This is a genomic window from Sphingomonas sp. TZW2008, assembly GCF_002117915.1.
Classification (GTDB): domain Bacteria; phylum Pseudomonadota; class Alphaproteobacteria; order Sphingomonadales; family Sphingomonadaceae; genus Sphingomonas.
In genome coordinates, this window is sequence record NZ_BDJB01000008.1 from 194,291 (window position 1) to 207,198 (window position 12,908).

Genomic DNA, 12,908 nt, shown 5'->3' on the forward strand with positions numbered 1-12,908 from the left:
CGGGCGCTGTCCCGATATGGAGCAGCACCGGCCGCCGCGGCGCTAGCCGATCCGCCCGGCGAGCAGCGCCGCCACCGCCTCGCAGCCCGCCGCGTCGGCCGGGGTGAAACGGCCGGGCAATGGACTGTCGAGGTCGAGCACGCCGACTAGCCGGTCGCCCGAAACGATCGGCACGACGAGTTCCGACGCGCTCGCCGCATCGCACGCGATGTGACCGGGAAAGGCGTGGACGTCCGCTACCAGCTGCGTCGCGCACGCCTGTGCCGCCGTGCCGCACACGCCCTTGCCCATCGCGATGCGAATGCACGCCGGTTTGCCCTGGAACGGCCCGAGGACGAGCTCGTCGCCGATCAGGCGATAGAAGCCCGCCCAGTTGAGATCGGGCAGATACTGCCACAGCAGCGCCGCGGCGTTGGCCATGTTGGCGACGCCGTCGGGCTCGTCGGCGGTCAGCGCGTCCAGCGCGCTCAGGATGTCGCGATACAATGACGCGGTGTCGTCGGCGGCGGCAATGTCGAACTGGTACATGGCGCGGCATGTAGTGGCCGCGGGCGCCGCGGGCGAGCGGCTTTGTCGTACGCCGGCTCTTTACGCGATCAATACGATTGCCGCTTTATGCCGCGCCGCATGTATCACGATGCCGCGCTCGCCGCCGCCGTCCACGCCGATCCCCGGCCCGCATCGGCGGTATCGCGCGGCGTCGGTCTCGCGGGGCTCGCGGGCCTGCTGGTCTGGATCGGCGTGGCGCGCGCCTATGGCATGGACGGGCCATATGCGGGGCTGATGAACCTCGTCGCCTGCGCCCTGCCGATGGTGCTGTGGTCTCTGCTGGTCGACAAAGTCCACCGCCATCCGTCGACCGGCCTCGATTGGGAACACCCGCAGCCGTGGCGCGCGACGCTCGACGTCAGCCTCGTCAAGCTCGTCGGGCTGTGGACCACCTGGGCGGGGATCGCGCTGATCTACGCCACCGGCCGTTTCTACTGGGACGGCAATTACCTGTTCGCGATGTGGTGCTTCACCACCGCCGCGCCGTGGCTCGTCGCCGCGTCGATCCCGTACGTACTGTGGCTCGATCGACGCCTGGTGGAGCCGCGCGACGGCGCCTGGGCGCTCGGTGCGTGGGTGACGCATACCGCGCCGATCGACGGCGCGGCGATCGCCGGCCATCTGCGTGCGTGGGGCGTCAAGGCGTTCTTCCTCGCCTTCATGCTCGCGATCGTGCCGCCGGGCTTCGCCGAGTTCATCCGCACGCCCACGTTCGGCATCCTCGCCGATCCGGTGCGCCTGACGAACTGGCTCATCACGCTGATGTTCGTCATCGACGTCGCCTTCGCCACCGTCGGCTACATGCTGACGATGCGCCCGCTCGACGCGCATATCCGCAGTGCGAACCCCTATGCCGCGGGCTGGATGGCGGCGCTGATCTGCTATCCGCCGTTCATCCTGATGAACGAGGGCGGGCCGCTCGACTATCATCCCGGCACCGCCGATTGGACTTACTGGTTTGCCGGTCACCCGCTCGCGCTGGCGGTCGTCGGCGCGGTGCTTGTCGGCCTCACCGCCATCTACGCCTGGGCGACGGTCGCGTTCGGGCTGCGCTTTTCGAACCTCACGCATCGCGGCGTCATCACGCACGGCCCCTACGCCTGGTCGCGCCACCCGGCATATCTGTCGAAGAACCTGTTCTGGTGGCTCTCGACCATCCCCATCCTGTCGACCGGATCGCTGGTCGACATGGTGCGCGCGACGGTGCTGCTCTGCGTCGTTAGCGGCGTCTATTACTGGCGCGCCCGCACGGAGGAACGGCATTTGTCCGAGGACGCGCACTACCGCGCGTACAGCGACTGGATGATGCGCAACGGCGCCGTCCCGCGCTTCTTCCAGCGCTTCATCGGCCGGCCCGCGCCGCGCGCCGCGGCAACCTGACCGTTCCAACCGCCGTTCGTCGTACGCAAAGGCGGCGGCGTGGACAGTACATCGAGCGCTAGCTATCGCTGCCGATGGGGCACGGCGCCCCGCCGGATCGCCTCATGCCTCGCTTCATCCTGCACATCGGCACCCATAAGACGGGAACCTCGGCCTTCCAGCAGTGGGCGACGCGCAACCGCGCGGCACTGCTCGACGCGGGCTTCCTGTACCCCGAAACCGGCGCGACGGCCGACGGCAACCACCACGCGCTGTCGCTCGCGCTCGCTGGCGGCGAGATCGACGACGATCGACGCGGGCAGCTCCTGCGGCAATTCGATCAAGAGCGGCGCCCCGTGCCGGATCACACGGTGCTGATCTCCGCCGAGACAATGTCGACGGTGCGCTTCTTCCCCCTCCTGCCGACGCTGCGTGCCTCAATAGAGGAGCGCGGTGGCAGCGATTTGATCGCGATCGTCGCGGTGCGCGACCAATTGTCATGGCGCAACTCGTGCTACGCGCAGATGCGCGAGACGCTAACTGCCGTCCCCCCATTCGATCGCTTCTTCATGCCGGGGCCGCACGGAGTGCATAGCGGCAACTGGGATTTTCTCGACGATCGCTACACACGCGCCGGTTTCGCTCTTCAGGCGATCCCCTGCGACGCCGCCTTCCGCCGCGACGGCGTGGTTCACGCACTGACGCGGCTGCCATGTCTCTCGGCACTCGCCAACATCGACACCGCGGATCGGCTAGAAGCCAATCCCAGCCTCAGCGCCTTGCAATTGATTGTCGCGGACGAAGTGCGCCTTGCCGTCGCAGGCCCAAACGCGAGCGTCGATTGGCCGCTGCGCAACGTCCTCGTTCCAATCGTCATCCGCCATTCAGCCGCGCTCGCCGGGCAAGGTTTCAACGGCCATACGCCGCAATCCGCCGCAGCCTATTCGGCAATGTTCGAGGAAAGCAACGCGCGCTTTGCCGAGCGCCATTTCGGCCGCCCATGGCACGATGTTCTACCGCCCGCGCCGCTCAAGCCCCGTTCGCCGTTCAGCATCGACGATCTGCGGCCGGGGCAGCGGCGCGCCGTATTGGCGGCAGTCGACCGCGTGCTGAACGATCCGAAGGCTGTGAGGCGCATGGCACGGCTCGCCGCCGCATCGACCAGCGATGACACGGCGTCGGAAAATGTCGCGGTGCCGGCCAACGCCACCGCGACGCCTGCACGCCAGGGCCCGCCGGCGCGCATCCTGCTCCACGCCGGCTTTGCGAAAACGGGCACCACGGCGTTCCAAGAATCGCTCGCGACCCACCGCGCGGCGCTGCTCGAGGCGGGTTACCTCCTTCCGACCTCAGGCGTGAACGCCACCGGTAATGCGAGCACGCTTCTGACGGGGCTCGCCGGGCGGCTTACCCCGGCGCAGAATGACACGATCGCGCGGCGCTTTCACGCCGAGGTGGCCGCCCATCGAGGCGATCACGTGATCATCTCGAGTGAGTCGGTCACCGCGCCGTTGCTCACCCCGCGTCGACGTGAGATCGCTGAGGCGCTCACCGCGAACGGCAATCCGGTGACGGTGCTGCTCGCGGTGCGGGATCAGGTGGCGCTGCTCAATTCGGCCTATGCGCAGATGCGCGCGCAATTCCACGCGCGCGATCCGTTCGAGGATTACGTCGCCAAGATCGTTGCCAACGGGCGGCTCGACTGGCCGCAGCAGCAGGCTTCGTTCGAGGAGCTCCGGCTTGGCTTCACCCCGCTCGCCTATACGCGCGCGGTGCAGGACGAAGGCATCGTCCGCGCGCTCGCCCGCCTGCCCGAGCTTGCACCGCTCGCGCCGATCTTTGCCGATACGGCGGAGCATCGCGCGAACCGCTCGGCGGGGTGGAAGCAGCTGCTCGTCGCCGAAGCATTGCGCGCCTGGCTCGAGAGCGAGGGCCGCACGATGGTACCCGCCCAGCGCCACGCGCTGCGGAAGATCGTCGACCGGCACATGGCTGACATTCCCGATGCCCCGTTCAACGGCTTTCACCCGACGCTGCTGGCCTACGTCCGCGAGCAATACGCCGAGAGCAACGACGCCTTCGCCGCGCGCCATTTCGACACGCAATGGGCGATCCTTTTCCCGCGCACCCCGCTGCCGCCGCGCTCTCCCGCCTCGTTCGACGATCTGGCGGCCGACGTCGCGGCGCAGCTTCGCGGTGTGGTCGCCGCCTGCCGTGACGAAGCCGAGGTAAGCATCGACTGGACTACGCCGGATCGAGCGGCGGCGTGAGCGTTCGGCTTCAGCCGCGTACTTGCCCGCTACCCCGGCCGACCCATTTGTAGGTCGTCAATCCTTCGAGCGCGACGGGGCCGCGCGCGTGCAGACGCCCGGTGGCAATGCCAATTTCCGCCCCCAGCCCGAATTCGCCGCCGTCCGCAAACTGGGTCGAGGCGTTCCACAGCACGATCGCCGAGTCGACCGCCGCCAGAAAGCGCTCAGCCACTTCGGCATCCGCCGCGACGATCGCATCGGTATGGTGCGATCCATGCCGCGCGATATGCGCCAGCGCGCCCTCCACCCCGTCGACCATCGCCACCGAGCAGATCGCGTCCAGATACTCGGTATCCCAATCCTCGTCGTGGGCGCGTGCAACACCCGTCAGCGCGACGACCCGCGCGTCGCCGCGTACGGCGCACCCTGCCTCGACGAGCGCCGCCACCAGCCCCGCAGGATCGGGATACGCCGCGTCGACCAGCAACGTTTCCATCGCCCCGCATACGCCGGTGCGGCGCATCTTGGCGTCGACGATCACGCGGCGCGCCATCGCCCGATCGGCGGAGGCATGAACGAAGACGTGATTGATGCCGTCGAGATGCGCGAGAACCGGCACGCGCGCTTCTGCCTGCACGCGCGCGACTAGGCTCTTACCGCCGCGCGGCACGATGAGGTCGATCGCGCCCGACGCCTGCAGCATCGCGCCCACCGCGGCGCGATCGGTGGTCGCGACGCGCTGCACCGCCTCGGCCGGGAGCCCGGCAGCGCTGAGGCCCGCGACGAACGCCGCGTGGATCGCGGCGTTGCTTTCCTGCGCCTCCGATCCGCCGCGCAGGATCACTGCATTGCCCGACATCACGCACAGCGCCGCGGCATCGGCGGTGACGTTGGGCCGGCTCTCGTAGATGATGCCGATGACGCCGATCGGCACCCGAACGCGCGCCAGGACCAGGCCGTTGGGCCGCGTCGTCCGCTCGATCTCGGCGCCGACCGGATCGGCAAGCGTCGCCACCGTCGCGACGCCCTGCGCAATGGTTTCGATCCGCCCGGCGTCGAGCGCGAGGCGATCAAGCATCGCGGCGGAAAGGCCGTTGTCGCGCGCGCGCGCCATGTCGATCGCATTGGCAGCCAGGATCGTATCCGCTGCCTCACGCAGCGCGTCCGCCGCGGCGGTCAGGGCCGCGCGGCGCTGGTCGCTCGGCGACTGTGCGAGGACGGTGGCGGCACCGTGCGCATCCGCAGCCAGCGCGGCGACGAGGGCGGAGGAGGCAGCAGGATCGAGCATGGTGCCTGCGGTAGCATCACCGCGCCGCGCCAGCGAGTCGCGAGCCCATCGCGCAGATTTTCGCTGCCGGCCTGCTGCGTCGGTCGCGAGGCTTCCTATATCCTCGGCATGACCAGCCTGTACGATCGCCGCTCGACGCTTGCCGCTATCGGAGCCGGCGGCGTCGCCGCCATCTTGACCGCCTGCCGCGCCGCGCCGGCCGATGCCGCCGCCGGCAATTTCCCCTATCGCCTATCCGACAAGCAGTGGCGTGCGAAACTGTCGCCTGCGGCGTATCGTGTGCTGCGGGAGGAGGATACCGAACGGCCCTTCACCAGCCCGCTCAACAAGGAGAAGCGCGCCGGTACCTTCGCGTGCGCCGGATGCGGCCAGCCGCTGTTCGCGTCCAAGACGAAGTTCGAGAGCGGCACCGGCTGGCCGAGCTTTTGGGCACCGCTGCAGCGCGCCGTGGGGACAACGACCGACACCACGCTCGGCATGACGCGCACCGAAGTGCATTGCAGCCGCTGCGGCGGGCATTTGGGCCACGTGTTCGACGACGGGCCCCCGCCGACGGGTAAGCGCTACTGCATGAACGGCGTCGCGCTGAGCTTCCGCGCGACCTGACGCCGCGCGCTGCTCGGCTTACTGGGAGATCGCAACCGCGCCCTTCATCGGCACGGCGGCGGCGGTCGCAATCGAGAGGTTCGCGAGACGCGTCTCGTCGTCGCTGCCCCGCGCGATCACCGGTGCTTCGTTCGGCGCGAGCAGCGGCGCATGATCGCTGTAGATGAAGCCGTTGGTGGGATAGCTCGACGTGCCGAGCCCACCCTGCGGCGCATACCACACCTTGACCATGCTCCAGTCGCCCGCCGCCGACACGTCGATCGCACGCACGTCGCGCTCGATCCCGCCGCGGCGCGACCAATTGGCGTGCGTCAGCAAGACTTCGCGGTCGCTGACGATACGGCTGACCATCGCGACGTGGCCGACGCGCATGCGGCGGGTCGGCTGAAAGGAGAGCACCGCGCCGACCTTGGGCGTCTCGCCGCGGGCGTAGCGGCCGGCGGCCTGGCCCCACCAGGTGTTGGCATTGCCGCGGATCTGAATGCCCGAAATCTCGCGTGCATAGGGTGCACACTGCCAGAACTGGGCGTTGGCCGCGGTCGCCGTCGTCAGGCCGCACGCTGCCACCAGCGCGAAACGCGCTGCAAAATTCTTGAAAGTCACTGCGACCCCCCGGTCAACGGATGTCTGTTGCAGTCCGGCTACGGGGGGTTGGAAACAAAGGAAATAGCGGCGGGAACCAAAGCCGATGAACGGTGTTGCCGCGCCGACGAACTGCCGGCGCGGCCGTTTTTCGGGTCAGGGAACCGGGTCGATCCGCTCCGAATCCAGCGCCTGCATGCGTAGCGCCTCAAGCCGGGCGCTGTGTTCCGCGCGTCCGAACGGGAAGGCGCGATAGGTCAGGGCCGCGATCAGCGCGAGGCTGGTAGCGGTGATGATGTAGATGATCGTCAGGCGGTCGACCACTTCGACGGGCACCTGCCCCGGCACGGCCTTCTCCGGGAAGCCGGCGATCGCCAGGATCAAGCCGGTCACGAAGATCCCGACGCCGCTGGTGCACTTCTGGATGAAGAAGCCGCCGGCGAAGAACACCCCTTCGGAGCGGCGACCGGTGCGCTGCTCCGAATCCTCCACCACGTCGGCCATCATCGATGCGCCGAGGATGTGCGCCGTAACGCCGGCCGCGGTGCCGGCGGCGAGGAAGCCGAACAGCAGCGGCAGCATTGCGGCATCGCCGACCTTCGGAAAAAGACCGGCAAGTCGCAACCAATAGGGCGCCGTGCCGATGACAATCGCGATGATCGCCGCCGTCGACGCCGCCTTGGGCTTGCTCGTCACCTGCCCGAGCTTGGGCGCGAGCACGAACGCGACCAGCACGCCACCGAACAGCACGAAGCTGAGCGGCACGAACGTCGGCAGCGTCAGCCCGAGGATAGTCACCGTCGTGAAGCGCCAGACGTAGGTGTAGAGATAGTTGGAGATCGCGTAGGTGATCCCCTGGTTGGTATAGACGAACAGCCCGGCGACCATCAGGATCACGAAAGCGCGGTTCTTCAGCGTCTCGACGAGCTCCTTGAAGTTCTTCGCCAGCGACTGTTTCTCGATCGCCGGATTGGGCAGGTTGGGGATCTCGCGATGCGTGCCCATCGCCGACGTCAGGATCGCAAAGCCCATGAACAATGCGCCCGCGATGGCGAATCCCTTGTAGCCCTCGCGATTGAGCAACCCGTTGGGGAATTCGGGCGTGGGCGACAAGAAGATCCAATAGGCGCCGATCAGCATGATCAACCCCCCGGCCCAGCCGAACAGGTAGCGATACGCCATGATCCGCGTCCGCTCGTCGTAATCGGTGCTCAGCTCGGCGGCCATCGCCTGGCTCGGCACTTCATACGCGCTCACCGCGCTGCGGACGAGAACGGCGGCAACGAATAGCCAACCGAGGATTGCAGTCTGCGACGATTGCGGCGGGTTCCACAAGAGCACCCAACCGAGCATGATCGGCAATGCCGCGCCGTAGAGCCATGGATGCCGCCGGCCCCAGCGCGTCCGCGTGCGATCGGACAGGAAGCCGACCGTCGGGTCGACGAAGGCGTCGATGACCAGCGCGAGCATGATGACGAAGCCGACCGTCGCCGCCGGCACGCCGATCACCTGGTTGTAGAAGAGCAGCAGGAACGTGCCGAACCCCGAGTCCTTGACGCCATAGGCCGCCGCGCCGAAGCCGTAGCTCGCCATCGTGCCCGTGCGCAGGCGCCGTGCGGGCGGCGGCGCACCCGTTGCCGTAGTAGTGCCCAGATCCGCCGCCGCGCCGCTCGCGATCGACGCGTTCACTAAAACGCCTCCAATGCGGCGAAGAGCCCGGGCTGCTCTGGATCCCAGCTCTGCCGTGTTCCGATCGTGATACCGCCGTCGACGACAAGGTGGGTGCCGGTAATGAAGCCTGCGTCGTCGCTGAGCAGGAAGGTGACGGCGGCGGCGATATCCTCGGGCCGGCCGGCGCGCGCGACGGGCTGCGCCTTGGCGGCAACCTGCGCGATCACTTCGTTGGCGGCGGCGCGCTTGTCTTCCGCGACGTCGAGGTGGCGAGTGAAGATGTTGGTGGTGATGAAACCGGGAATCACCGCGTTGACGCGGACATTGCTCTTGGCGAGGTCGGCGGCGGCAAGCTTCGACAGATGGAGAACACCGGCCTTGGCGGTGGAATAGGCGATCGGGGCATAGCCGGTGCCGAGTGCCGAGACCGACGACGTGTTGACGATTGCGCCCTTGCCGCGCTTCGCCATGATCGGCGCGGCGTAACGGATGCCGAGCGCGACCGAGCGCAACAGCAAGTTCTGCGTACGGTCCCAATCGTCGGGCGCGATCTCGTCGATCTTCTCGGGCGCACCGCCTGCGCCCGCATTGTTGAACAGCACGTCGAGTCCGCCCGCCGCATCTGGCGCCTCGATCAGCGAACGAATATCGTCGGCATTGGTCACGTCGCAGCGCTGAAAGTGGATCTTGCCGTTCGACGTCTCGGCGATTTCGCGCCCTGCCGCCTCGTCGATATCGCCGATCCACACCTCGGCGCCCTCCTCGGCCAGCCGCAGCGCAGTTGCGCGCCCGATCCCCGAAGCGCCGCCCGTGACGACGGCACGCTTACCCGAAAAGCGCATCCTCTTGTCCTAACTTTTAGCTGTTTTCGGCAGCATAGTATGGCCGGCGCCTTCGTCAATCATAACCGGTTCGAATTTTCGGTAGGGTGTTGTCGCGCCTGCGACCGGGCGATAGGCGATGCACGATTATCCGGGAGAGACGACGATGAGCTTCGCCAATCTGTTTAGCCTTGAGGGCAAGATCGCGCTGGTGACGGGCGGCAGCCGCGGGATCGGCAAGATCATCGCCAAAGGCTTCATCGAGCAGGGCGCCACCGTTTACATCTCGTCGCGCAAGGCGGCGGCGTGCGAGGAGACCGTTGCCGAGCTCGGCCCCAAGTGCATCGCGCTGCCGCAGGACGTGTCGACCGTCGAGGGCTGCAAGGCGCTGGCGGCGGCGTTCGCCGAGCGCGAACAGCGGCTCGACATCCTCGTCAACAATGCCGGCGCGGCGTGGGGCGTCCCGTTCGAGGAATTTCCCGAAAGCGGCTGGGACAAGGTGATGGACCTCAACGTCAAGTCGCCGTTCTTCCTGACGCAGGCGCTGCACGGGCCGCTGAAGGCGGAGGCAAGCCACGACAAGCCGTCCAAGGTGATCAACATAACCTCGATCGACGGCCTGCGGCTCAACCCGTGGGACACGTACAGCTACCATGCGTCGAAGGCGGCGCTGATCTATCTCACCAAGCGGATGGCAGCGCGGCTGATCAAGGACGGGATCATCGTCACCAGCCTCGCGCCCGGCGCGTTTGCGAGCGAGATGAACCGCGCCGCCCGCGATCACGGCGACGCGGTGGCGAAGGGCATTCCGATGCGGCGGATCGGCAACGAGGCCGACATGGCGGGCGCGGCGATCTTCCTCGCCAGCCGGGCGAGCGATTATGTCGTTGGCGACACGCTGGTGGTCGATGGCGGCGTCGTCAACGCGTCGCTCGGCACCAGCCTCGACGCCTGAAACAAGATGGGGCGGCAGCCGGTTTCCCGCCGGCTGCCGCCCCCGCGACGAACTTCTACCAGAAGATGTTGTTGATCACGTCGACGACCTCGCCCGAGTAGACATCGACAAGCAGCGCGTCATTGTAATAGCGCACCCAGCGGTACGGCCCGTCCGCATCCGGCAGGCGGTACGCCCACGGATCGTTGATCCAATAGTTCTGCGCGAACAGCACCTGCGACAGGATCGATCCGACGCCGAAGCTGCGATAGCCCGCATTCCAACCGTAAGGCGCGTAATAGCGCGGCAGGTGGAAGGCGTTGCGGTTGCGCGCGCGCCAGCCGTTCCAGTCATACCGCGTATCGCGCCGCCAGTCGCGGTTCCAACCACCGCGGTCGAACCGGTCGTTGCGCCCATAGGCGCGCCGTTGGTCGCCCCAGGTGCCGCGGTTTACATCGCCGCGGTTCCAGTTGCGCCCGTCGCTGCGCCACCGGTCCTGATCAGCCCAGTCCGCACGGCTGCGGTCCCAGCCGCGCTGCGCCTGCTCGCGTAGCCGGGTCTGGTCGCGGAACTGCGCGTCGCGACCAAGATCGAGCCGCTGGCGATCGTCCTGCCGGTCGCGGCGATAGGCGTCGACGTCGCGGCTGCGATCCGCACGATACTGATCGCGCGTTACCTGCCCGCCGAGCAGCGCCTGCCGATCGCGCTGGCGCTCCGACTGGAAATCACGCCGGTCAGCGTCACGCTGCTGCCGGAAGTCGCGGAACGCCTCGGCACGCGGATTATCCGGCCGTGGGAAATAAGGCCGCGCGCGATCGGGCCGCGCCGCGCGCTGCTCGCGCCGTTGCTGCCACGCGCCGTCGGTCGGCGCCTGGCGCTGCTGCCCGCCGGTGCCATGCGCAGGCCGCTGCCAACCGCCGGCGCGATCACCGCCCTGCTGGCGCATCGCCTCGCGCTGCTGCGTGCGTTCGGCGCGCCAAGCCCCACGATCGCCACCGCGTTCCTGCGCCGCCGCCATCGCCGGGACAATCGCAACTGCAGCCAGCAACGCCGCTACGAACTTCCTGTCCATCTCGCCTACACCCCATCGCCGGCGCACATTGCCGACCCTGCCGATGGAACGCTTATGGACGAGGCGTGGCGACTGCGGGCTGAACCGATATGTCAGCGTTGCGAAAGGTTTCCGCGGCCGTACTCAGCCGACGCCCGCAAGCGCCTTCGCCTTGCCGTAATCGGCCTTGCCGTTCGGCGCCCGCAGTGACTCGTCGGTCGCGACGATCAGCTTGGGCAGCTTGTAGCCGGCGAGCTTCTGGCGCAGCGTATCGCGGGTCACGCCCTCATCGAACCCACCCGCGGCCTGCACCACCGCCGCGACCGCCTGCCCCCATTTGGGATCGGGCATCGCGAACACGAGCGCGTCGTCAATCTTCGGACAGAGTTTCAGCGCCTCCTCGACCTCCTCGGGGAAGATCTTCTCGCCGGCGGAGTTGATGCACGCCGAACCGCGCCCGAGCAGGATCAGTGTGCCGTCTGCCGCCACCTGCGCGAAATCGCCTGACACGGTGTAGCGCACGCCGTCGATCACGCGGAACGTCCGCGCGCTCTTCTCCGGATCCTTGTGATATTCGACCGGGTTGGGCGGCGCGAGTACCACCTTGCCCGTCACGCCCGAGCCGGGGACCACATCCTTGTCGTCGTCGTCGAGCACGCGGCAGCGCGTATTGGCCATGAACTTGGCGGTTTCGACGGTGCCGTCCTTCGAGGTGAGCGAGGCGCCCATGCCGATCGCCTCAGACGAGCTGAAATTGTCCTGGCACACTGCGTCGGGCATATGGCGGATCAGCCCGTCCTTCACGCCCTGCGTCCACATCACCCCCGACGACGAGATGAGGCGCATCGAAGACACGTCCCAGCGGCCCGGCTGCGCGTCGAGCGCCTCGAGCACCGGGCGCGCAAAGGCGTCGCCGACGACGATCAGGCGATTGGCCTTCCAGCGGTCGATCGCATCGAGCGCTTCCTCGGCGCGGAAGCTGCGGCTCGGCAGCGTCGCGACGAAGCCGCCGGCGAGCAACGCGCCGTAAGACGATAGCAGCCCGGTACCGTGCATCAGCGGCGGGCCGCATACGACGCGCGGGTACTCGGGATTGGCGGCGGCGAAGGTGGCGGCTTCCTCGACGCTGGTCGGCACCGGCAGCCCCTGCGTCGCGGCGACGGCGAGACCGATCGCGTTCAACTCGCCGTGCGTCCACACCACGCCCTTGGGCATGCCAGTCGTGCCGCCGGTATAGATGAAGAACCGGTCGGCGGGATCGCGCGGGATCGCGACCGGCGCACCGTCCCCTTCGACGAGATCGTCGAATCGTTCGGCGAAGGCGGGCGCCGCATCCTCGCCGCCGATCTCCACCCAGCTGCGCACCAGCGGTGAGCGATCGACGACGTCGGCGACGCAGTCGCGCAACCGGGCGTCGTAGACCAGTACGGTCGCGTCGCTGTCCGCCAGGATATAGGCGAGCTCGTCGGCGACGTAGCGGTAGTTGACGTTGACGTGCGTGCCGCGCGCCTTCCAGCATGCCATCAGCGCGACGAGATAATCGGCCGAATTGTAGGCATAGAAGGCGAAGCGGTCGCCCGGCTGCAGCCCGCGCGCGATCAGCGCGCGCGCTAGGTTGTTCGAGCGGTGGCGTAGCGTCGCCCAGTCGATCACCTGCTCGCCATGCGCCAGCGCGACGCGGTCACCGGGGATCGCGGCCTCGACCGCCTCGATCATGTCGCCGAAGTTGAAGCTCATCCTCGCCTCCCAAACTCGCGCGTCATGCCCGGCTCTTCCCGGCAGGTCCGCCGCATCC

At 67.9% G+C, this 12,908-nt stretch carries 11 protein-coding genes; 4 read left to right on the plus strand and 7 right to left on the minus strand.

What is annotated here, in order from left to right; all coding sequences use genetic code 11:
• Positions 1-42: 42 nt before the first annotated feature.
• Positions 43-528, minus strand: coding sequence for a GAF domain-containing protein (locus B7L05_RS10925; protein ID WP_085810297.1), 486 nt, complete (start codon positions 526-528; stop codon positions 43-45).
• An 87-nt stretch (positions 529-615) separates the two neighbouring features.
• Here B7L05_RS10925 and B7L05_RS10930 point away from each other — a divergent pair, with 87 nt between their 5' ends.
• Positions 616-1,929, plus strand: coding sequence for an isoprenylcysteine carboxylmethyltransferase family protein (locus tag B7L05_RS10930; RefSeq protein ID WP_256926693.1), 1,314 nt, complete (start codon positions 616-618; stop codon positions 1,927-1,929).
• Between the two features lie 104 nt (positions 1,930-2,033).
• Positions 2,034-4,178, plus strand: coding sequence for a hypothetical protein (locus tag B7L05_RS10935; RefSeq protein WP_144037234.1), 2,145 nt, complete (start codon positions 2,034-2,036; stop codon positions 4,176-4,178).
• A 10-nt stretch (positions 4,179-4,188) separates the two neighbouring features.
• Here B7L05_RS10935 and B7L05_RS10940 read toward each other — a convergent pair whose 3' ends face one another.
• Positions 4,189-5,448, minus strand: coding sequence for a glutamate-5-semialdehyde dehydrogenase (locus tag B7L05_RS10940; RefSeq protein ID WP_085810300.1), 1,260 nt, complete (start codon positions 5,446-5,448; stop codon positions 4,189-4,191).
• Between the two features lie 108 nt (positions 5,449-5,556).
• On the opposite strand from B7L05_RS10940, the gene msrB reads away from it, so the two are divergent.
• Positions 5,557-6,054 (plus strand): peptide-methionine (R)-S-oxide reductase MsrB, encoded by a 498-nt coding sequence (gene msrB, locus B7L05_RS10945; RefSeq protein ID WP_085810301.1) that lies wholly within the window; start codon positions 5,557-5,559, stop codon positions 6,052-6,054.
• Between the two features lie 18 nt (positions 6,055-6,072).
• Here msrB and B7L05_RS10950 read toward each other — a convergent pair whose 3' ends face one another.
• From B7L05_RS10950 to B7L05_RS10960, 3 genes are all read right to left on the minus strand, one after another.
• Positions 6,073-6,657: a CHAP domain-containing protein gene (locus B7L05_RS10950; RefSeq protein WP_085810302.1), complete on the minus strand. Its 585-nt coding sequence runs from the start codon at positions 6,655-6,657 to the stop codon at positions 6,073-6,075.
• A 135-nt stretch (positions 6,658-6,792) separates the two neighbouring features.
• Positions 6,793-8,325 carry an MFS transporter gene (locus B7L05_RS10955; protein WP_307718266.1) on the minus strand — a complete coding sequence of 511 codons (1,533 nt, stop codon included), beginning with the start codon at positions 8,323-8,325 and terminating at the stop codon, positions 6,793-6,795.
• Entirely contained in the window at positions 8,325-9,149 is an 825-nt protein-coding gene (locus B7L05_RS10960; protein ID WP_085810303.1) for an SDR family NAD(P)-dependent oxidoreductase, read from the minus strand. Before B7L05_RS10960 ends, B7L05_RS10955 begins: the two co-directional genes overlap by 1 nt.
• A 145-nt stretch (positions 9,150-9,294) precedes the next feature.
• On the opposite strand from B7L05_RS10960, the gene B7L05_RS10965 reads away from it, so the two are divergent.
• On the plus strand, positions 9,295-10,083 hold the full coding sequence (locus B7L05_RS10965) for an SDR family oxidoreductase (RefSeq protein ID WP_085810549.1): 789 nt from the start codon (positions 9,295-9,297) through the stop codon (positions 10,081-10,083).
• 55 nt (positions 10,084-10,138) lie between these two features.
• On the opposite strand, the gene B7L05_RS10970 is transcribed toward B7L05_RS10965, so the two are convergent.
• Entirely contained in the window at positions 10,139-11,134 is a 996-nt protein-coding gene (locus B7L05_RS10970) for an RcnB family protein (protein WP_144037235.1), read from the minus strand.
• A 123-nt stretch (positions 11,135-11,257) separates the two neighbouring features.
• On the minus strand, positions 11,258-12,850 hold the full coding sequence (locus B7L05_RS10975) for an AMP-binding protein (protein WP_085810305.1): 1,593 nt from the start codon (positions 12,848-12,850) through the stop codon (positions 11,258-11,260).
• Positions 12,851-12,908 lie beyond the last annotated feature (58 nt).

Coding starts and splice junctions, on each gene's coding strand:
- B7L05_RS10925 (WP_085810297.1), bottom strand. CDS start 528: ATGTACCAGTTCGACATTGCCGCCGCCGACGACACCGCGTCATTGTAT.
- B7L05_RS10930 (WP_256926693.1), top strand. CDS start 616: ATGCCGCGCCGCATGTATCACGATGCCGCGCTCGCCGCCGCCGTCCAC.
- B7L05_RS10935 (WP_144037234.1), top strand. CDS start 2,034: ATGCCTCGCTTCATCCTGCACATCGGCACCCATAAGACGGGAACCTCG.
- B7L05_RS10940 (WP_085810300.1), bottom strand. CDS start 5,448: ATGCTCGATCCTGCTGCCTCCTCCGCCCTCGTCGCCGCGCTGGCTGCG.
- msrB (WP_085810301.1), top strand. CDS start 5,557: ATGACCAGCCTGTACGATCGCCGCTCGACGCTTGCCGCTATCGGAGCC.
- B7L05_RS10960 (WP_085810303.1), bottom strand. CDS start 9,149: ATGCGCTTTTCGGGTAAGCGTGCCGTCGTCACGGGCGGCGCTTCGGGG.
- B7L05_RS10965 (WP_085810549.1), top strand. CDS start 9,295: ATGAGCTTCGCCAATCTGTTTAGCCTTGAGGGCAAGATCGCGCTGGTG.
- B7L05_RS10970 (WP_144037235.1), bottom strand. CDS start 11,134: ATGGACAGGAAGTTCGTAGCGGCGTTGCTGGCTGCAGTTGCGATTGTC.
- B7L05_RS10975 (WP_085810305.1), bottom strand. CDS start 12,850: ATGAGCTTCAACTTCGGCGACATGATCGAGGCGGTCGAGGCCGCGATC.